Here is an 18,490-nt window from a genome sequence, read left to right as displayed (position 1 = left end):
CGGCCTCTTTGTTCCCCCCCGCCGCGGCCCCGCCCCCCCCGCGCCGCGGGGCGCGATGTCCCGCCACCCCCCCCCCTGCGGGGGGGGCGGACCCGCGACAGGGCGGGGGGTCAGGCGGTCGCGGCCTTCTCCGCCGAGAGCGGCTCCGCCACGTCCTCCAGGGAGCGCTGCGCGGCCTCGACGCCGATGGCCAGCTCCACCAGCCCCGCGGCGATCATCAGCCCCGCGCCGAGGTAGTAGCCGTTCACGACGTTCGCCACCTTCTCGGTCTCCACCAGGCGGCCGAACAGCGCCGGCCCGATCACGCCGCCGAGGCCCGTCCCGACCGCGTAGAACGCGGCGATCGCCATCGCCCGGGTCTCCATCGGGAAGATCTCGCTGACCGTGAGGTAGGCCGACGACGCGCCGGCGGAGGCGAAGAAGAACACCGCGCACCAGCAGGCCGTCAGCGTCCAGGCGTCGAGCAGATCCGCGCGGAACAGCAGCCCCGTGCCGATCAGCAGCACGCCGGAGACCACGTAGGACGCCGTGACCATCGTCCTGCGGCCGACCGTGTCGAACAGCTTGCCGAGGAAGAACGCGCCCAGGAAGTTGCCGATCCCGATCGGGATCAGGTAGTAGCCGACCTTGGCGTCGGGGACGTCGAAGAACGTGCTGAGCACGAGCGCGTAGGTGAAGTAGACGGCGTTGTAGAGGAACGCCTGCCCGATGAAGAGGGAGAGGCCGAGAACCGTCCGGCGCGGGTAGCGCCGCACCGCCGTCGAGACGATCTCCCCGAACGAGACGACGCGGCGCTGCCGGACCCGGATGCTCTGCCGGGGGTCCTCCAGCGGCTCGCCGGTCTCCTCGGTGATCTCCCGTTCGATGCCGCCCACCACGCGCTCGGCCTCGTCCTCCCGCCCGTGGATGAACAGCCAGCGCGGGCTCTCCGGGACCATCCGGCGGACGAACAGCACGCCGAGGCCGAGGAGGGCGCCGAGCGCGAACAGGGCCCGCCAGCCGAGGTCCTCGGGGACGAGGTCGCCGTTCAGCACCGGGATCGACAGCGCCGCCGCGATGGACGTCCCGATCCAGAACGAGCCGTTCACCACCACGTCCACCCGGCCCCGCACCCGCGCCGGGATCAGCTCGTCGATGGCCGAGTTGATGGCGGCGTACTCGCCGCCGATGCCGGCCCCCGTGAGGAACCGGCAGGCGTAGAACCACATCGGGTTGAACGAGAACGCGGTCGCGACCGTCGCCGCCAGGTACAGCGCGAGCGTGGCGATGAAGAGCTTCTTGCGCCCGAACCGGTCGGTCAGATGCCCGAAGAACAGGGCGCCCAGGCAGGCGCCGATCACGTAGATGGACGCGGCCAGCCCGACCTGCCCGTCGGTGAGCCCGAGCCCTCCGGAGGCGTCGGTGAGCCGCGGGCCGATGACGCCGACGACGGTCACCTCCAGGCCGTCCAGGATCCAGACCGCGCCGAGGCCGACCAGGACCGTCCAGTGCCAGCGTGACCACGGCAACCGGTCGAGCCGGGCCGGGATATCCGTTTCGATGGTTCGTTCCGCCGTCATCGACATGCATCCCTTGGTTCCCGATCTACGGCTTTTATGCCGCCCTTATGCCGTCGCCTGACCGGGAGGGTTCACGGACCGGGGGTTTCGCTGGGAGCCGGAACATGCGATTTTGGCAGGACCAAGGCCCGGCCAGCGGCCCCCGCCCCCGGCGGCCGCCGTCCCCCGGGTCCGAAACCGGCACCGGAGCGTGAGGCATGCGGATTCGCGACATCCTGCGGAGGAAGGGAGACGCGGTGGCCACGGTGCGGCCCGACGCCACCGTGCGAGAGCTCCTCGCCGTCCTGGCGGAGCACAACATCGGGGCGGCGGTGGTCTCGCCCGACGGCGCCTCGATCGCCGGCATCGTGTCCGAGCGGGACGTGGTGCGGCGCCTGCACGAGCACGGCGCGGCGCTGCTCGACCACCCCGTCTCGCAGATCATGACCGCCGAGGTCCGCACCTGCGGCCCCGGCGACCAGGTGGACGACCTCCGCCGCGCCATGACCGAGCACCGGTTCCGGCACGTGCCCGTCGTCGAGGACGGCCGGCTCGTCGGGATCGTCAGCATCGGCGACGTCGTCAAGAGCGCCATCGACGAGCTGGAGAGCGAGCGCGAGCACCTGGTCGACTACATCCAGCGCGCTCCCTGACGCCCGCCCGACGCGGCGCCGGGCCCGGTCAGACGTAGGCGGGCAGCGGCCGGGCCGCCGGCGCCGCCTCGGCCTCGCGCTGGGCGAGGGCCAGCCGCCGCACCGCCAGGCGCAGCGTGTCCGGCGGCAGCACGTACGGGAGGCGCACGTAGTCCTCCAGCACGCCGTCCGCCCCGAACACCGGGCCCGCGACGACGCGGACGCCGAGCCGCTCGGACGCCTCGGCGAGCCGGGAGGCGATCGGCGCGCCGATCCTCGCCCACAGCGACATGCCCCCGTCCGGGAGCCGGAACTCCCAGCCCGGCAGCAGCTCGCGCAGCGCCCCGGCGAGCGCGTCGCGGCCGCGCAGCAGGCTCTCGGCGCGCTCGGCGCGGACCTCCTCCACCCGCAGCAGCAGCTCCCGGACGATCAGCTGGTCCAGGACGGGGCTCGCCATGTCGAGGGGCTCGCGGGCCAGCACGAGGCGGCGGGCCAGCGGGGCGGTGGCGCGGATCCACCCGATCCGCAGCCCGCCCCACAGCAGCTTGGAGGCCGAGCCGATCGTGACGACCCGGCCGCCCGCGTCGAAGGAGGCCAGCGGCGGCTCGCGCGGCGCGTCGGGGTCGTGGGCGAGTTCGGCGAAGGTCTCGTCGGCGACGAGGAACGCGTCCGCGCGCCGCGCCGCGTCGACCATCCCGGCCCGGTCGCCCGCCCCCATCACGTACCCGGTCGGGTTCTGGAAGTCGGGGATCAGGTACGCCATCCGGGCGGCGGCCTGCCGCATGGCGCCGGCGGCGAGCTCGACGTCCCAGCCCTCGTTGACGCCGACGGGGACGAGCCGGGCCCCGCGGCGGCGCAGCGCGCCGAGCGCGTGCGGGTAGGTGGGGCGCTCGACCATCACGGCGTCGCCCGGCTCCACCAGCAGCTGGGTCAGCAGCGTGAACGCGTGCTGCGCGCCGGTGGTGACGACGATCTGGTCGGCGCGGGTCGCGACGCCGCGCGCGGTGTAGCCGTCCGCGATGACCTGCCGCAGGCTCGCCAGCCCCGCGGGCTCGTAGCCGGGGCCGGAGCTGTAGCGGGGCAGCTCGTCGACGGCGGCGGCGACGGCCTCCTCGAAGATGGCGGGGGCGCCGGGGGTGGCGCAGCCGAGGTCGATGAACGACGGGTCGTCCGGTGCGGGGTGGGCCATGCCGTACCGGTGGCCGGCGGGGACGGCCCCGCCGTCGGGCGCGCCGGGCGGCTCGGCCGACGACATGCGCACCGGCGGCAGCGCCGTCCAGCTTCCCGCGCCCTGCCGGCTCTGGACGTAGCCCTCGTCGCGGAGCCGGTCGTAGGCGGTCGTCACGGTGGTGCGGCTGACGCCGAGGGCGGCGGCCAGGTCGCGTTCGGCGGGCAGCCGCGTGCGCAGCGCGAGCCTGCCGTCCAGGACGAGGGCGCGCAGCGACCGGGCCACCGCCGCGTAGACGGGGCGCTCGCCCGAGACGTCCCCGAGCAGCCGGGCCAGGTGCGGGCCGCTCACGTAGCGCGTGCTCATACGGGCCACTTTCGCACATTGGCTCTACCGATTCCAGTCCACTCGGGGGCAAGGTGGTCCGAAACGATGGCCGGCAGCGGAGGGGAAGCTCGAAATGGCCTTGATGGTGCGCCGCCTGGTGCAGCTCTACGTTGGATTGGCCTTGTACGGGCTCGGAATCGCCCTCCAGGTGTCGTCCGGGCTGGGCAACGACCCCTGGGACGTCTTCCACCAGGGGCTCTCACGGCGCTTCGGCCTGTCGATGGGCGCGTGGATCATCATCGCGGGCGCGGTCGTGATGCTCGCGTGGATCCCGATGCGGCAGCGGCCCGGCATCGGGACCGTCAGCAACGTCGTCCTCGTCGGCGTCTTCGCCGACCTGTTCCTGTGGCTGCTGCCCGCCCCCGGCGCGCTCGCCGGACGCTGGGCCTTCCTGATCGCCGCCGTGCTGGTGGGCGGCTTCGCCACCGGCTGCTACATCGGCGCCGGCCTCGGCCCGGGCCCCCGGGACGGGCTGATGACGGGGCTCGCGGCGCGCGGCCACTCGATCCGGGTGGTCCGGACGACGATCGAGCTGGCCGTGCTGGCCGTCGGCTGGCTGCTCGGCGGCACGGTCGGTGTTGGAACGGTCCTCTACGCGGTGGCGATCGGACCCCTGACGCACGTCCTGCTGCCCCGGCTGACCGTGGGGGCCCGCACGCCCGCACCGGCGCCCGAACCAGAACCCGAACCCGCAGGCGCCTGCTAGCCGCGGAACAGGCGGACCGCCTGCTCGGCGACGGCGGTGAGCAGGGGCGCGGCCCCCGCCTTCAGCTCCTCCAGGGTGCGGGGGCCGTCGGCGAGGCTGAACGCGGCGGTCAGGCCGAGCGCGTGCAGCTCCTCCAGCGGGCCGGTGACGCCGCCGGCCAGGGCGACGCACGGGACGCCGCGGTCCCGGGCGAGCGACGCGACCGCGGAGACCACCTTGCCGCCGGCGCTCTGCCCGTCCACCCGTCCCTCGCCCGTGACGACGAGGTCGGCGCCGTCGAGCGCGGCGGGCAGGCCGACGGCCTCGGCGACCAGGAGGGCGCCGCCGGACGGCTCGGCGCCGAGCAGGCCGACGAGCCCGCCGCAGGTGCCGCCCGCCGCACCGGCCCCGGGCAGGTCGTGCACGCGAGGGCCGCCGCGCGCGGCGACCACGTCGGCGAAGACGGCGAGGGCGGCGTCGAGATCGGCGACCTGGCCGGGGGACGCGCCCTTCTGCGGGCCGAACACGGCGGCGGCGCCGTCCGGCCCGACGAGCGGGTTGGTCACGTCGCAGGCCACCCGGAACCGGGTCGCGCGGACCTCGTCCGGCACCCCGGAGTCGTCGATCGACGCCAGCTGGGCGAGCGCTGCTCCGCCCGGCGGCAGCTCCCCGCCGGCGGCGTCCAGGAAGCGGACGCCGAGGGCGCGCAGCAGCCCGGCGCCGCCGTCGGTACTGGCGCTGCCGCCGATGCAGACCAGCACGTCGCGGGCGCCGCGCCGCACCGCGTCGGCGATCAGCTCGCCGGTGCCGGCGGTGCCGGCGTTCATCGGGTCGGGCGGGACGTCCTCGACCAGCGGCAGCCCGGACGCCGCGGCAAGCTCCACCACCGCCGAGCGCCCGTCGCCCGACAGCGCGTAGCGCGCCTTGACCGGGCGCCCCACCGGGTCGGTGGCGGCGACCTCGACCGCGTCGCCGCCGCGGGCGCTGAGGAAGCAGTCGAGGGTGCCCTCGCCGCCGTCGGCCATCGGCACGGCGGCGACCCGCGCGTCGGGCGCGGCGCGCAGGACGCCCGCCTCGACGGCGGCGCACACCTGGGCGGCGGACAGGCTTCCCTTGAACGAGTCGGGGGCGATGACGACCTTCATCAGCGCTCCGCCGCCAGCGTCGCGATCACGGAGGCGAACTCCTCGGGCAGGACCAGCGTGTCTCCCTCGTAACGGGTCTCCAGGCAGGTCAGCTCGCCGGCGCGCCACCAGTACAGGGAGGGGCTGAGCGAGCCGGGACCCTCCTCGTAGGCGCGGTGCGCCTGCGCCTGGAGCTCGGTCGCCGCCGCCACGGCCTCGCGGTAGCGCGCCCTCGGGTGGCCTTCGGTGATCCGGAGCGGGTGGGCGACGATGAGGCTGCGGTTGGGCGCGATGACCAGCGCGCCGTACGGGCCGATCGGCAGGTACTCCTCCAGCCACGCCAGGTGCGTGACGGCGTAGAACGTCCAGCCGTGCAGGACGGAGACGCGGACGCCGCCGAGGTCCTGCTCGTCCATCTGGAGCGGGCCGTCGGCGCGGACGTTGGCGCGGCCGAGCATGAACAGCGCGTCGCCCGACACCGGCCAGCCGCCCATCTCCTCGGTGGTGACCGTCCGGACGGTGGTGGGCGTGTCGACCACCACCACCTCGATCAGGCCGGGCGCGAACGGCCGGGCCGCGAGCACCCCGTTGTCGGCCTCCGCGGGGTAGATGCGGGTGCGCAGCAGGTGCTGGGCGAGGTCGAAGTCGCTGAGGTCCAGCGGCTCCTCGATCGCCGTGACGATCGTGGTCACGTGGTCGGAGACCAGCGCGGGCCAGTCGTCGCGCGGCACCAGCCGCGCGAGCTGCCGCAGGTCGCGCAGGCTGACGTGCAGCCTGTTGGCGCCCTCCAGCAGCATGATCTCGCCCGGCACCCGGCTGCACCGGTAGCCGAGGCTCTCGGCCACGAGGACGAGCAGGGAATCGAGGGTCCCGTCGTCCCACGGATCGGGACGGGCGTGGCGGCCGCTCATCGCGCACCTCCCGGGGGCGCTTCGAGGGTGAGCGCGCCGGTGTCCGGCACGGCGGGGTGCGGATGTGCGGGGTCGTGGCCCGGCGGGGCCGGGGCGTGGAGCACGGCGGGGGCGCCGAGCTCCAGGGTGTGCTGGCGCGGCCCGTGCCCGGCGGAGAGGCCGGCGAGGATCGGGACGCCGAGCGGGCCGAGCCTTGCGGCGAACACCGCGTCGAGCTCGGCGGGGTCGCCGCAGTCCTTCCAGGAGCCGAGCGCGAACCCGGCGGCGCCGTCGAACCAGCCGGCCTGGAGGAGCTGGACGAGCATCCGGTCGATCCGGTACGGCGCCTCGGTCACGTCCTCCAGGAAGACGACGCGGCCCGCGGCGGGCGGCGGCGCGTACGGGGTGCCGAGCACCGCCGCCAGGAGCGAGAGGGTGCCGCCGGTCAGCGGGCCCTCCGCGCGCCCGGGCCGCAGCGTGCGCGTGCCGGGCAGCACGGCGGGCGCCGAGCCCGATGACGCCGCGGACGACGTCGCGGCGCCGCCGAACAGGGCGGTGCGCAGGGACTCCAGGGAGGCGTCCTGCGCCGCCGGGTCGAGATCGGCGATCACTCCCGCGGGCATGGGGCCGAAGGACGTCGTGATCCGCAGGCGCGTTCCAAAAGCGCCGTGCAGCGCGGTGATGTCGCTGGAGCCGTGCAGGATCTTCGGCCCGCCGCCGGTGGCGGCGGACGCCTCGGTCGCGGCGCGCAGGGCGTCCCAGTCGAGACGGTCGAGGACGCGGGTGGCGCCGTAGCCGCCCCGCGCGCAGACCACCGCGCGGACCCGCGGGTCGCACCAGGCGGCCTGCAGGTCGGCGGCGCGGTCGGCGTCGGTTCCGGCCAGCCGGTGCCAGTCGCCGCGCACCGGGCCCGCCGGGCCCAGGTTGACACGGTCGAGGGCGTGCTTGCCGACCACGACGTCAAGGCCGAGGTCGCGCAGGACGGCGCAGCCCGCCTCCAGCCGCGCGGGGTCGGCGGGGCCGCTGGGCGCGACCACCGCGACGCGGTCGCCGGGCCGCAACCTCGCGTACCTGCGGGCCTTCCGCGCGTGCTCCACACCGCCGGGCGTGCCGACGGCGGGCGCGTCCGGCGACCCGTGGGCCGCCACCGCGCGGGCGCCCCCGCTGTTCAACCCGATCCCTCCTCGCACCGCGACGGATAGAGCTTGTCAGGATCCGGACCCCAGTGGAAGGGGCGACCGGTCACGACCCGCCAACAGATCATCGCCCCGTGCCGAGCGCGAGGCCGGCCAGGCGCGGCAGCGTCTCGCCGATCGGCCGGCGCAGCACCGCGTCGGCCAGCCCATCGTACGGGGTCTCCTCCGCGTTGATGATCACCAGCCGGGCGCCGTGGTCGACCGCCTCCAGGCACAGCCCGGCGGCGGGCTGCACGGTGAGCGAGGTGCCGACCGCCAGGAACAGGTCGCAGGACCGCGCGGCGGTGATCGCCGCGTCGAGGACGTCCTGGTCCAGGGCCTGGCCGAAAGAGATCGTCGCGGACTTCTGGATGCCGCCGCACTCGGCGCAGAGCGGGTCGGCCTCCCCGGCCTCGACGCGCGCGATGATCTCCGGCATCGGGGTGCGCAGCCCGCAGGACAGGCACACGGCCTCGCGCGCGGTCCCGTGGATCTCGATGACGGCGCGCTCGGAGGATCCGGCGCGCTGGTGCAGGCCGTCGATGTTCTGGGTGATCAGGGCGCGGAGCCGTCCGGCCCGCTCCAGCTCGACCAGCGCGGCGTGCGCGGCGTTCGGCTCGGCCTCCCAGACGGGGGCGTCGCGCCGGGCCCGCCAGGCGCGGCGCCGCACCTCCGGATCGGCGAGGTAGGAGCCGATCGTGGACATCGCCTCCGCCGACGGGTCGCGCGTCCAGACGCCGTTCGGACCGCGGAAGTCGGGGATCCCGCTGTCGGTCGAGATGCCGGCGCCGGTGAGCGCCGTGATCGCCTCGGCCTCCGGCAGGAGGCGGGCCAGCGTGCGGGGAGCGTCCACCGCACCATGGTAGGACCAGCGCCGCGCGGCCCGTCCCGGTGAAGGGAGGGGCCGCGCCGGTTAACGGATGGGTATCGGGCGGGTCCTTACGGAGGGTCACGGACCGACCGGCCCTCAAAAGGTGACAAACTTGGCCCGGTTATGAGGTCGACGCCGCACATCCTGGTGATCAACGGCACCAAGGTCCGCCGCCCGGTGTTCATCCTGGGCGCGCCGCACTCGGGTGCGGAGCTGCTGGCGCGCGCGGTCAAGCGCTCCCCCGGCTTCCACCTGACCACGGGCCGGCCGGACGTCCTGCGCGTCACCTACGCCTTCGCCCGCCAGCCCTCGATCGCCGAGCGCGGGGAAGGCGCCGCCCGCGTCCTGCGTGACGCGTACGCGCAGGCGTGGCAGGTGTCGGCGCGGGCCTGCGGGGAGTGCCCGGACGAGTGCCGCGAGATGGGCGGGCTGCCGCCGCGCCCGCCGGGCGGGCCGGAGGGTCCGGCCCCCGGCCCCGTCCCGGAGCCGCCCGGTCCGTGCGTGCAGGCGCAGGGGCTCGCCCGGTACGCCGACGCCTCCCCCGACCTGATCTACAGCGCCGACGTGCTGCTGGACGCCTTCCCCGACGCCCAGCTCGTCCAGGTGATCCGGGACGGCCGGGACGTGGTCGCCGACATGCTGGCCGACGAGCGCTGCCTGGCCTGGTTCAAGCCGGGCCTGGCCAACCTCGACACGGTGTTCCCCAACCCGTTCTTCGGCGTCGAGGACCACACGGACCGGAGCCGGTGGCCGCGCGCGGCGGCCGCCGTGAAGTGCGCCATGCGGTGGCGGGGGTCGGTGCGGCTGAGCGCGAGGCTCCGCCTCCAGGTCCCCGAGGAGCAGCTGGCCACGGTCCGCTACGAGGAGCTGGTGGCCCGGCCGCGCCGCGTCGGCGCCGAACTGGCGGAGTACCTGGACGCGCCGCTGTCGAAGTCGGCGCTGACGGGGCTGGTGCGGGCCGGGGCGCGCGACGCCGCCGAACCGGGCGTCGGGGTGTGGCGCGAGCGCCTCACCCCGCGGCAGGCCGCGCAGGTCGAGAAGGTCGCGGGCACCGAGCTGCGGCGGCTCGGCTACCCGCTCGGCTCCGAGGCCTGAGCGGCCGCTACTCGGCCCCGAGCGGCTCGGCCCGCCGCTCCTCCTCGGGGCCCTGGTCGCGCTGGTGCGAGAACTGCGTGCGGTAGAGCTCGGCGTACAGGCCGCCCTCCAGCAGCAGCTCCTCGTGCCGGCCGCGCTCGGCGACCCGGCCGCCGTCGACCACGAGGATCTGGTCGGCCTCCCGGATCGTGGACAGCCGGTGCGCGATCACCAGCGACGTCCGGCCCGCGAGGGCGGTGCGCAGGGCCCGCTGGACGGCCGCCTCGGACTCGGAGTCCAGGTGCGCGGTCGCCTCGTCGAGGACGACCACCGCCGGGGCCTTGAGCAGCAGCCGGGCGATCGCGAGCCGCTGCTTCTCCCCGCCCGACAGCCGGTAGCCGCGGTCGCCGACGACGGTGTCCAGGCCCTCGGGCATCTCGGCGACGAGGCCGCCGATGTGCGCGGCCTCCAGCGCGGCGAGGATCTCCTCGTCGGAGGCGTCCGGGCGGGCGTAGCGCATGTTCTCGCGGATCGAGTCGTGGAACAGGTGCGCGTCCTGGCTGACGACGCCGATCTCGGCGCGCAGCGATTCGAGCGTGACGTCGCGGACGTCGACGCCGCCGATCCGGACCGCGCCGGCGGACACGTCGTACAGCCGCGACACCAGGTGCGTGATCGTCGACTTGCCCGCGCCGGACGGCCCGACGAGCGCGACCAGCTGCCCCGGCGCGGCGGTGAAGTCGACGTCGTGCAGCACCTCGCGGCCGGGCGCGGTGTCGGTGCGGGCGATCGACTCCAGCGAGGCGAGCGAGACCTCGTCCGCCGACGGGTAGGCGAACCGGACGTGGTCGAACTCGATCGACGGCGCCTTCGACAACGCCGGGCCCGAGCCGTTGGCGGACGGCGCACGGGCCTCGGCCAGCTCCCGGGCGCCGTCGCGGTCGCGGACCAGCGGCTTCAGGTCGAGCACCTCGAACACGCGGTCGAAGCTGACGAGCGCGGTCATCACGTCCACGTGCACGTTGGACAGCGCGGTCAGCGGCCCGTACATCCGGGTCAGCAGGGTGGCGAGCGCGACGAGCGTGCCGAGCTGGAAGCTGCCGTCCACCACCAGGTAGCCGCCGACGCCGTAGACCATGGCGGTGGCCAGCGCGGCGACCAGGGTCAGGGCGGTGAAGAAAACCCGCCCGTACATGGCGGCGACGATGCCGACGTCGCGGACGCGGGCGGCGCGGCCGGAGAAGTTCTCCTCCTCTTCGGCCGGACGCCCGTAGAGCTTGGCGAGCATGGCCCCGGCGACGTTGAACCGCTCGGTCATCAGCGAGCCCATCTCGGCGTCCAGCACCATCTGCTCGCGGCTGACCCGCTGCAGCCGCCTGCCGACCCACTTGGCCGGCAGGATGAAGATCGGGAGCAGCAGCAGCGCGATCACCGTGACCTGCCAGGACAGGATGAGCATCGTCACCAGCACCAGGACCAGGCTGATCACGTTGGACACCACCGACGACAGGGTGGTGGTGAGGGCGCGCTGCGCGCCGATGACGTCGTTGTTGAGGCGGCTGACGAGCGAGCCCGTCTGCGCCCGCATGAAGAACGCGACGGGCTGCCGCTGGACGTGCGCGAACACCTGGCTGCGCAGGTCGTAGATGAGCCCCTCGCCGATGCGCGCCGAGTACCAGCGCTGCGCGAGGCCGAGCACGGCCTCCACCAGGGCGAGCCCGGCGACGGCGGCGGCGAGCCAGAGCACGACGTCGGAGCGGCCCGGCACGATGCCGCGGTCGATGATCCCCTTGAGCAGCAGCGGGTTGGCGACGACGATCACCGCGGCCAGCGAGTTCAGCGTGAGGAAGACCACCAGCTCGCGGACGTAGGGCCGGGCGTAGCCCGCGATCCGCCCCACCGTGCCGGGCGCCAGCTTCTGCCGGGTGACGGAGCTGTCCTTGCGGAAGGACGCCATCACCTGCCAGCCGTTGCCCGACATTCCCGGCATTCCCACGAGCGCCTCCGGTAGACGTCGACGTAATCAAGTACGTAATCAAGTAAGCATCTCAGTATCCGGCGTGGACAACGCGCCCCCGCCCGCCCGTCTTCCCGGCTCCGCTCACGGCGTAACACGCCTCTGGACAAGCCGCTCCCGGGGTGTAACCGTGATCTCCACTTCCCGGCTCACACCCCCCAGGAGCCCCGATGAGACGACGCCTCACCGGCGGCGTCGGCGTGATCACCCTCACCGCCGCGCTCGCCGCCGCCTCCGCGCTGCCCGCCGCGGCGGCCGGGCCCACCAGGTCCGCGCCCCGGCCACCGGGCGCCCACCAGGTCACGGTGCGGAACGGGGAGACGCAGCCCGTGTTCTCCCGCGCCGACGCCGTCACCCAGACCGTGAACATCGAGACCACCGCCGACAGCGACCGCGACGGCGTGCGGGACCGCGTGCAACTGCGGATCATGCGGCCTAGGGAGACCGACACCGCCGGCCTGAAGGTCCCGACGATCCTGGAGCCGAGCCCGTACTGGGCCGGGATCAACGACGTCCCGAACCACCCCGTCGACATCGGCGACGCCCGGGCCCGCTCGCTCACCACCACGCGGCGCGACCTGGCCGAGGTCTTCCCCGGCTACTACGACAACTACTTCCTGCCGCGCGGCTACGCCGTCGCCGACCTGGACAGCATCGGGACGGGCGGCTCGACCGGCTGCCCGACCTCCGGGGACCGCAGCGAGCAGGCGGGCGCGAAGGCCGCCGTCGACTGGCTCAACGGGCGGGCCCGGGGCTGGACACCGGACGGCGCGCCGGTGAAGGCCACCTGGTCCACCGGGAACGTCGGAATGATCGGCCAGTCCTACGACGGGACGCTGCCGAACATGGCCGCCGCCACCGGGGTCGAGGGCCTGAAGGCCATCGTCCCGATCGCGGGCATCTCCAGCTGGTACGACTACTACCGCGCGGGCGGCGGCGTGGTCGCGCCCGGCGGCTACCAGGGCGAGGACCTGGACGTCCTGGCCAAGGCCGTGCTGACCCGCGAGAACCCCGAGGTCTGCGCGAAGGTCATCGAGGACATCGAGGCGTCCCAGGACCGCGAGACCGGCGACTACTCCACGGTGTGGGCCGAGCGCGACTACGTCGGGCAGGCGCGGAGGGTGCGGGCCGCCGTCATGGTCGTGCACGGGCTCAACGACTGGAACGTCAAGGTCAAGCACTCCGTGCAATGGTGGAACGCGCTGAAGGAAGCGGGCGTGCCGCGCAAGCTGTGGCTCCACCAGGGCAACCACTCCACGCCGTTCCGCTGGCGGGTCGAGGAGTGGCTGCGCCAGACGCTGCACTGGTTCGACCGCTACCTGTACGGCGTCCGCAACGGGATCGAGCACGAGCCGCGCGTCGACGTCCAGCACGCGGACGGGACGTGGGAGACGGCGAAGGACTGGCCCGTCCCCGGCACCCGCACCGTCCCGGTCAGCCTCAACGCGGGTCCGTCCGGGCAGCCGGGCGCCCTCGGCCTCAGGCCCCGGCCCGGTCCGGCGCAGTCGTTCACGGACGCGGGCAGGACCCGGACGGCCGAGGAGCTCCTCGCGAACGAGGGCCAGGCCGACCCGAACCGGCTCGCCTACCTGACCGGGCCGCTGACGGAGCCCGTCCGGGTGGACGGCATCCCCTCGGTCTCGCTGCGGGCCTCGCTCGACGGCCGCTCGCCGTACCTGACGGCGCTGCTGGTCGACTACGGCACCGACACCCGTCCCACGGGCGCGCGCGTCACCACCGGCGAGGAGGTCTGCTACGGCCAGAGCGTGCCGGGCGACTCGGGCTGCACGATCCGGCAGGCGCTGCGCACCGAGACCGCCCCCTACAAGATCATCACGCGGGGGTGGCTGGACGCCCGGAACCGGCACGACTTCGCCCGGACCGAGCCGATCGAGGCGGGGCGGACCTACTCCTTCCGATGGGACCTCGAACCGACCGACTACACGGTCAAGGCCGGCCACCGGCTCGGCGTGATCCTTCTGTCCACCGACCACGACTACACGCTCCGCTACCCGGCGGGGACGAAGGTCGAGGTGCGGCCGGGCGTCAGCAGGGTGCTGCTGCCGCTGGCGCCGGGCGGCCGCGAGCCGCTCCGGTAGCGCGGCGCGTCGGGCCGGGGGCGAGGGGCGCCTCTCCCCCGGCCCGCCCGCTCACGAGCCGAAGACCTCGCGGAGGCGGCCGATCTGCTCGCGGCGCTCGGCGGCGCACTGCTCCTCCAGGGTGTTCTCCGCGGCCTGCCACAGCAGCCGCTTGGTGGCCGCGGCCGCGCCCGGGTTCACCGCGAGCAGGGCGTCCGCCAGATCGCGGACGGCGCCGTCCAGGCCGTCGCGCGGGACGACGGTCTCGGCGAGGCCGATCCGGGCCGCCTCGTCGGCGAGCACCGTCCGGGCGGTGAGGCACAGCTCCAGGGCCCGCCCGATCCCCACGATCTCGACCAGCGGCTTGGTGCCGGTCAGGTCCGGGACGAGCCCGAGCGCGGGCTCCTTCATGCAGAACTTCGCGTCCTCGGCGACCACGCGGATGTCGCAGGCCAGCGCGAGCTGGAAGCCGGCGCCGATGGCGTGGCCGTGCACCGCCGCGACGGAGACGATGTCGGGGCGCCGCAGCCAGGTGTAGCCCTCCTGCAGCTCGGCGATGAAGCGGTCGGTTCCCTCGGCGTCTGCGCCGTCGGTGAACCCTTCGCCGCCTCCCCCGCCGGAGAACATGCCGAGGTCGATGCCCGCCGAGAACGAGGGGCCCTCGCCCCGCAGGACGACGACGCGCACGTCCGGGGGCAGGGAGCGCCCGATCGCGGCGAGCCCGCGCCAGGTCGCGAACGTCATGGCGTTGCGCCGCTCGGGCCGGTCCAGGGTGACGGTCGCGATCGCGCCGTCCACGTCCAGCCGCAGGCCCGCCTCGTCGAGGCCGGGCGGGGTGTGCTCCGCCGTCTCCGGCGCCGTGGCCGTTTCCGGCCCGCCGGCCGTGGTCGCGTCCCCCATGGGTCTTCCTTCCGATGAGCGTTCGGGTCCCGCCCCGCCGTCCACGGGGCGGGACCCGCACCTGTCCGTCGCCGCGACCGAACCTTACTCGGTCGGTCGCGGCGCCGGGTCAGGCGGTGCGCTCATCCGGGGGCCGGTGTCCGGTCAGGACTTCTTGCCCCGGGTCGCGCCACCGCGACCGCGCAGGTTGACGCCGGACTCGGTCAGAATCCGGTGGATGAAACCGTACGAGCGGCCGGTGGCGGCTGCCAGGGCGCGGATGCTCTCGCCGGAGTCGTACCTCTTCTTCAGGTCCGCCGCCAGCTTGTCGCGCTCGGCACCGGTCACGCGGGTGCCCTTCTTCAGGGTCTCGGCCACGAGTACCTCCCGTAGTGATGTGGTGACCGCTGCGTTATCCCCCGCCATGATCAGTCATTCCCGCCGGTTCGGCTACCCACTCGGCCAGAAAAGATCTGCGGAAGTCACTCCGCAGGTCACGCGAGGGCCACCAGATCGGCAAACTCGTCACTCCAGATGTCTTCCACACCATCTGGCAGCAAAATCACTCTTTCCGGTGCGAGCGCCTCCACCGCGCCCTCGTCGTGGGTCACCAGGACGATCGCTCCGGCGAACGTCCGCAGCGCGGCGAGGATCTCCTCGCGGCTCGCCGGGTCGAGGTTGTTGGTGGGCTCGTCGAGCAGCAGCACGTTGGCGCTGGAGACCACGAGCATCGCCAGTGCCAGCCGGGTCTTCTCGCCGCCGGACAGCACCCCGGCGGGCTTGTCGACGTCGTCGCCGGAGAACAGGAACGACCCGAGGATCTTGCGGACCTCGACCGGCGCCATGCCGGGCGCGGCGGACTGCATGTTCTCCAGGACGGACCGCTCGACCTCCAGCGTCTCGTGCTCCTGCGCGTAGTAGCCGATCCGCAGCCCGTGACCGGCCACGACGGTACCGGTGTCGGCCTTGTCGACCCCGGCCAGCAGGCGCAGGAGGGTGGTCTTCCCGGCGCCGTTCAGGCCCAGGATGACGACCCGGCTGCCGCGGTCGATGGCCAGGTCGACGTCGGTGAATATCTCCAAAGATCCGTACGATTTCGACAAACCCTCCGCGGTGAGGGGGGTTTTGCCGCAGGGAGCCGGGTCCGGGAAGCGAATTTTGGCCACCTTGTCGGCCTGCCGCTCGCCCTCGACGCCCGCCAGCAGCTGCCGGGCCCGCCGGTCCATCTGCTGGGCCGCCTTGGCCTTGGTGGCCTTGGCCCGCATCTTGTCGGCCTGCGACAGCAGCGTGGACGCCTGCCGCTGCGCGTTCGCCGACTCGCGCTTGCGGCGCCGCTCGTCGGTCTCGCGCTGGTCGAGGTACTTCTTCCAGCCGACGTTGTAGATGTCGATCACGCTGCGGTTGGCGTCCAGGTGGAACACCCGGTTGACCACCGCGTCGAGCAGCTCCACGTCGTGGCTGATGACGACCAGGCCGCCCTGGTGGCCCTTGAGGAAGTCGCGCAGCCAGACGATCGAGTCGGCGTCCAGGTGGTTGGTGGGCTCGTCCAGCAGCAGGGTGTCGGCGCCGGAGAACAGGATGCGGGCCAGCTCGACGCGCCGCCGCTGGCCGCCCGACAGCGTGCCGAGCGGCTGGGTCAGCACCCGGTCCGGCAGCCCGAGGCTGGAGGCGATCGAGGCGGCCTCGGCCTCCGCGCTGTAGCCGCCGAGGACGTGCAGCCGCTCCTCCAGCCGCCCGTAGCGGCGGACGGCCTTGTCGCGCCCGGCGCCGGTCGCGGTCGCCATCGCCTCCTCGGCGGCGCGCAGCTCGCGGATCACCTCGTCCAGCCCGCGGGCCGACAGGATCCGGTCGCGGGCCAGCTCGTCGAGGTCGACGCCGCGGGGGTCCTGCGGCAGGTAGCCGATGGTCCCGGAGGAGGTCACGGCGCCCTGCGCGGGCAGCGCCTCACCCGCCAGGACCTTGGTGAGGGTGGTCTTGCCGGCGCCGTTGCGGCCGACGAAGCCGACCCGGTCGCCGGGGTTGACCCGGAAGCTGGCGGCCTCGATCAGCAGCCGGGCCCCGGCGCGCAGCTCGATGTCTTTCGCGATGATCACAGTGACAGGGCTCCCCTGACGGACGGCTCGGTGGACAGGCACGAAGAAGCGCGCCGCGCGGTCCTGTGACCGGGGCGCGCTGGGCGGCCTGTCAGTTCGGGAGCGGAACCATTCGCCCAGTGTACGTGAAGCCGGGCCGGTCCCGGCCATCGCTGCGCCCGCGGGGGCCCGATGTGTAGACGCGGTGGGCGGGGCCAGGATGGGAAGTGGCGGCGCGTGCGACGGGACGACACCGGGGCCACGGTCCCCAGCACGGAGGAGTGTGAGGCAGATGACCCACGTCACGGGCAACGCGCCGGAAGGGACGCCCAACTGGCTGGACATCGGCGTCCCCGATCTCGACCGGGCCAGGACGTTCTACGGGACCCTGCTGGGCTGGCAGTTCCAGGACGCCGGGCCGGAGGCGGGCCACTACAACATGTGCAACCTGCGCGGCGAGCCCGTCGCGGGGATGATGCAGAACCCCGAGGGCGATCCCGACGTGTTCTGGTGGAGCGTCTACTTCGCCGCGGACGACTGCGACGCGCTGGTCAAGCGCGCCACCGACGGGGGCGGGGAGGTCGTGGTCGCGCCCATGGACGTGATGGACCTCGGCCGCATGGCCGTCCTGCGCGACCCGCAGGGCGCGCACTTCGGCCTGTGGCAGGGCCGCTCCCACTTCGGCTCGCGGATCGTCAACGAGCCGGGCTCGTTCGCGTGGAACGAGCTGGTCACGCGCGACTCCGCCGCGGCCGGGGAGTTCTACCGGGCGGTGTTCGGCTACGAACTGGAGCCGATGCCGGGCGACATGGACTACACCGTCCTGCGGCGGGCGGGCGACGGGCGCTACGCCGGCGGCATCCTCGGCGGATCCGAGATCGTCCTCGGCGGGGGTGACGGCCCCGTCTCGTCCTGGCTGACGTACTTCGCGGTCGACGACGCCGACGAGGCGGTCCGCAAGGTCCGCGCGGGCGGCGGCGCCGTCGACTCCGAGCCCGAGGACACCCCGTACGGGCGGGCGGCCTCCGTCCGCGACCCCTTCGGCGTCCCGTTCCAGGTGATCAAGCCCGCGCAGGAGCCGGAGTCCTGACCGGGCGGCCCGGGGGCCGGACGTGCTCCGTCCGGCCCCCGGGGCGGTCAGCCCTGGCGTTCGGAGGCGAGCCGCTGCGTGATCGTGTGCTGGAGGCGCTGCAGGCCGGACGTGCCGACCAGCCCGATCTGGCCTTCGAGGTCGCGCAGCAGGACGTCCTCGTTCATCACGACCTCCGACGACTGCATCATCACGGTGCCCTGGCCGGTGAAGTCGAACTGGTGCTCCTCGCCGGACGAGCCGCCGATCCCGAAGACCATCCGGGCGGCGCCGAACGCGCCGCGCATGTAGGAGTGGTCGTAGTGGTGGCAGGGCGACGGGCAGTCGGCCCAGCCGAGCAGCGCCTGCGGGTCGACGCGGATCGGCGGCTCGACGAAGTGCACGGGCCCGTTGGAGGCGGCGACGAAACGCCCCGTGCCGATCAGGGTCAGGAACCCGGGGATGATCGACTGCTTCAGCTCCAGGCCCGGTTCGAAGGCGAGCAGGTTCCCCGCCCGGACGGTGAGGTTGCCCTTCTCCAGGTCGAAGGAGTTGACGTCGAACCCGCGGTCGGCGAGGACGAGCTTGCCCTGCCCCTGCGCGACGATCCAGTCCTGCGCGTACAGCGGGGAGTTGAAGGTGTGCGCGACGAGGGAGTCCAGCGGGCCGGCCGACAGCGCCTCGAACTTGATCTGCCCGTAGTAGGCGATCATCTTGCCCTTCTGCGCGAACCACTGCCCGTTGAGGTCGACGCTGAAGGCGTAGGGGTTGACGTTGTCGTTGGACGGCAGGGTCGTGGGGTTCCAGGTCCGCGTCCCGAACGTGCTCACG

Annotated in this window: 16 protein-coding genes; 5 read left to right on the top strand and 11 right to left on the bottom strand. The window is 73.9% G+C overall.

Going from position 1 to position 18,490, the window contains the following annotated elements; genetic code table 11:
• Positions 1-110: 110 nt before the first annotated feature.
• The gene (locus tag AB0C87_RS28725) at positions 111-1,559 is read right to left on the bottom strand and encodes an MFS transporter (protein ID WP_345181118.1); all 1,449 of its coding nucleotides are present in this window, start codon (positions 1,557-1,559) and stop codon (positions 111-113) included.
• A gap of 197 nt (positions 1,560-1,756) precedes the next feature.
• Between AB0C87_RS28725 and AB0C87_RS28720 the strand changes: the two genes are divergently transcribed.
• Positions 1,757-2,191 carry a CBS domain-containing protein gene (locus AB0C87_RS28720; protein WP_345181116.1) on the top strand — a complete coding sequence of 145 codons (435 nt, stop codon included), beginning with the start codon at positions 1,757-1,759 and terminating at the stop codon, positions 2,189-2,191.
• A 28-nt stretch (positions 2,192-2,219) separates the two neighbouring features.
• Here the strand turns inward: AB0C87_RS28720 and AB0C87_RS28715 are convergent, their stop codons facing one another.
• Positions 2,220-3,704 carry a PLP-dependent aminotransferase family protein gene (locus tag AB0C87_RS28715; protein ID WP_360580404.1) on the bottom strand — a complete coding sequence of 495 codons (1,485 nt, stop codon included), beginning with the start codon at positions 3,702-3,704 and terminating at the stop codon, positions 2,220-2,222.
• A 94-nt stretch (positions 3,705-3,798) separates the two neighbouring features.
• Between AB0C87_RS28715 and AB0C87_RS28710 the strand changes: the two genes are divergently transcribed.
• Positions 3,799-4,431 (top strand): hypothetical protein, encoded by a 633-nt coding sequence (locus AB0C87_RS28710; protein ID WP_345181111.1) that lies wholly within the window; start codon positions 3,799-3,801, stop codon positions 4,429-4,431.
• On the opposite strand, the gene AB0C87_RS28705 is transcribed toward AB0C87_RS28710, so the two are convergent.
• The 4 genes from AB0C87_RS28705 to AB0C87_RS28690 form a co-directional block, all read right to left on the bottom strand.
• On the bottom strand, positions 4,428-5,555 hold the full coding sequence (locus tag AB0C87_RS28705; RefSeq protein WP_345181108.1) for a glycerate kinase: 1,128 nt from the start codon (positions 5,553-5,555) through the stop codon (positions 4,428-4,430). The two genes, AB0C87_RS28710 and AB0C87_RS28705, sit on opposite strands and share 4 nt — an antisense overlap.
• Positions 5,555-6,445 carry a hypothetical protein gene (locus AB0C87_RS28700; RefSeq protein WP_345181106.1) on the bottom strand — a complete coding sequence of 297 codons (891 nt, stop codon included), beginning with the start codon at positions 6,443-6,445 and terminating at the stop codon, positions 5,555-5,557. Before AB0C87_RS28700 ends, AB0C87_RS28705 begins: the two co-directional genes overlap by 1 nt.
• The gene (locus AB0C87_RS28695) at positions 6,442-7,596 is read right to left on the bottom strand and encodes an LD-carboxypeptidase (protein ID WP_360580402.1); all 1,155 of its coding nucleotides are present in this window, start codon (positions 7,594-7,596) and stop codon (positions 6,442-6,444) included. Before AB0C87_RS28695 ends, AB0C87_RS28700 begins: the two co-directional genes overlap by 4 nt.
• Before the next feature lie 88 nt (positions 7,597-7,684).
• Complete coding sequence (locus tag AB0C87_RS28690) at positions 7,685-8,452, bottom strand: Sir2 family NAD-dependent protein deacetylase (RefSeq protein ID WP_360580401.1); 768 nt, start codon at positions 8,450-8,452, stop codon at positions 7,685-7,687.
• A gap of 141 nt (positions 8,453-8,593) precedes the next feature.
• Between AB0C87_RS28690 and AB0C87_RS28685 the strand changes: the two genes are divergently transcribed.
• Positions 8,594-9,565 carry a sulfotransferase gene (locus AB0C87_RS28685; protein WP_345181100.1) on the top strand — a complete coding sequence of 324 codons (972 nt, stop codon included), beginning with the start codon at positions 8,594-8,596 and terminating at the stop codon, positions 9,563-9,565.
• Positions 9,566-9,572: 7 nt separating this feature from the next.
• On the opposite strand, the gene AB0C87_RS28680 is transcribed toward AB0C87_RS28685, so the two are convergent.
• Positions 9,573-11,525 carry an ABC transporter ATP-binding protein gene (locus AB0C87_RS28680; RefSeq protein WP_345181229.1) on the bottom strand — a complete coding sequence of 651 codons (1,953 nt, stop codon included), beginning with the start codon at positions 11,523-11,525 and terminating at the stop codon, positions 9,573-9,575.
• 206 nt (positions 11,526-11,731) lie between these two features.
• Here AB0C87_RS28680 and AB0C87_RS28675 point away from each other — a divergent pair, with 206 nt between their 5' ends.
• Positions 11,732-13,660 carry a Xaa-Pro dipeptidyl-peptidase gene (locus AB0C87_RS28675; protein ID WP_360580399.1) on the top strand — a complete coding sequence of 643 codons (1,929 nt, stop codon included), beginning with the start codon at positions 11,732-11,734 and terminating at the stop codon, positions 13,658-13,660.
• Between the two features lie 51 nt (positions 13,661-13,711).
• On the opposite strand, the gene AB0C87_RS28670 is transcribed toward AB0C87_RS28675, so the two are convergent.
• From AB0C87_RS28670 to AB0C87_RS28660, 3 genes are all read right to left on the bottom strand, one after another.
• Positions 13,712-14,539, bottom strand: coding sequence for an enoyl-CoA hydratase/isomerase family protein (locus AB0C87_RS28670; RefSeq protein ID WP_345181095.1), 828 nt, complete (start codon positions 14,537-14,539; stop codon positions 13,712-13,714).
• 144 nt (positions 14,540-14,683) lie between these two features.
• Positions 14,684-14,896 (bottom strand): helix-turn-helix domain-containing protein, encoded by a 213-nt coding sequence (locus AB0C87_RS28665; protein WP_021596738.1) that lies wholly within the window; start codon positions 14,894-14,896, stop codon positions 14,684-14,686.
• A gap of 116 nt (positions 14,897-15,012) precedes the next feature.
• The gene (locus AB0C87_RS28660) at positions 15,013-16,611 is read right to left on the bottom strand and encodes an ABC-F family ATP-binding cassette domain-containing protein (RefSeq protein ID WP_185024763.1); all 1,599 of its coding nucleotides are present in this window, start codon (positions 16,609-16,611) and stop codon (positions 15,013-15,015) included.
• 271 nt (positions 16,612-16,882) lie between these two features.
• On the opposite strand from AB0C87_RS28660, the gene AB0C87_RS28655 reads away from it, so the two are divergent.
• Positions 16,883-17,680 (top strand): VOC family protein, encoded by a 798-nt coding sequence (locus tag AB0C87_RS28655; RefSeq protein WP_360580396.1) that lies wholly within the window; start codon positions 16,883-16,885, stop codon positions 17,678-17,680.
• Between the two features lie 47 nt (positions 17,681-17,727).
• On the opposite strand, the gene AB0C87_RS28650 is transcribed toward AB0C87_RS28655, so the two are convergent.
• Entirely contained in the window at positions 17,728-18,489 is a 762-nt protein-coding gene (locus AB0C87_RS28650; protein WP_345181089.1) for an AIM24 family protein, read from the bottom strand.
• Position 18,490 lies beyond the last annotated feature (1 nt).

It is taken from the genome of Actinomadura sp. NPDC048021 (assembly GCF_040653135.1).
GTDB lineage: Bacteria > Actinomycetota > Actinomycetes > Streptosporangiales > Streptosporangiaceae > Spirillospora > Spirillospora verrucosospora.
Note: the sequence above shows the minus strand (reverse complement) of the source record. Positions and strands in the feature narration are given on the sequence as shown.

Coding starts and splice junctions, on each gene's coding strand:
- AB0C87_RS28700 (WP_345181106.1), bottom strand. CDS start 6,445: ATGAGCGGCCGCCACGCCCGTCCCGATCCGTGGGACGACGGGACCCTC.
- AB0C87_RS28670 (WP_345181095.1), bottom strand. CDS start 14,539: ATGGGGGACGCGACCACGGCCGGCGGGCCGGAAACGGCCACGGCGCCG.
- AB0C87_RS28685 (WP_345181100.1), top strand. CDS start 8,594: ATGAGGTCGACGCCGCACATCCTGGTGATCAACGGCACCAAGGTCCGC.
- AB0C87_RS28655 (WP_360580396.1), top strand. CDS start 16,883: ATGACCCACGTCACGGGCAACGCGCCGGAAGGGACGCCCAACTGGCTG.
- AB0C87_RS28680 (WP_345181229.1), bottom strand. CDS start 11,525: ATGTCGGGCAACGGCTGGCAGGTGATGGCGTCCTTCCGCAAGGACAGC.
- AB0C87_RS28705 (WP_345181108.1), bottom strand. CDS start 5,555: ATGAAGGTCGTCATCGCCCCCGACTCGTTCAAGGGAAGCCTGTCCGCC.
- AB0C87_RS28715 (WP_360580404.1), bottom strand. CDS start 3,704: ATGAGCACGCGCTACGTGAGCGGCCCGCACCTGGCCCGGCTGCTCGGG.
- AB0C87_RS28725 (WP_345181118.1), bottom strand. CDS start 1,559: ATGACGGCGGAACGAACCATCGAAACGGATATCCCGGCCCGGCTCGAC.
- AB0C87_RS28710 (WP_345181111.1), top strand. CDS start 3,799: ATGGCCTTGATGGTGCGCCGCCTGGTGCAGCTCTACGTTGGATTGGCC.
- AB0C87_RS28675 (WP_360580399.1), top strand. CDS start 11,732: ATGAGACGACGCCTCACCGGCGGCGTCGGCGTGATCACCCTCACCGCC.
- AB0C87_RS28720 (WP_345181116.1), top strand. CDS start 1,757: ATGCGGATTCGCGACATCCTGCGGAGGAAGGGAGACGCGGTGGCCACG.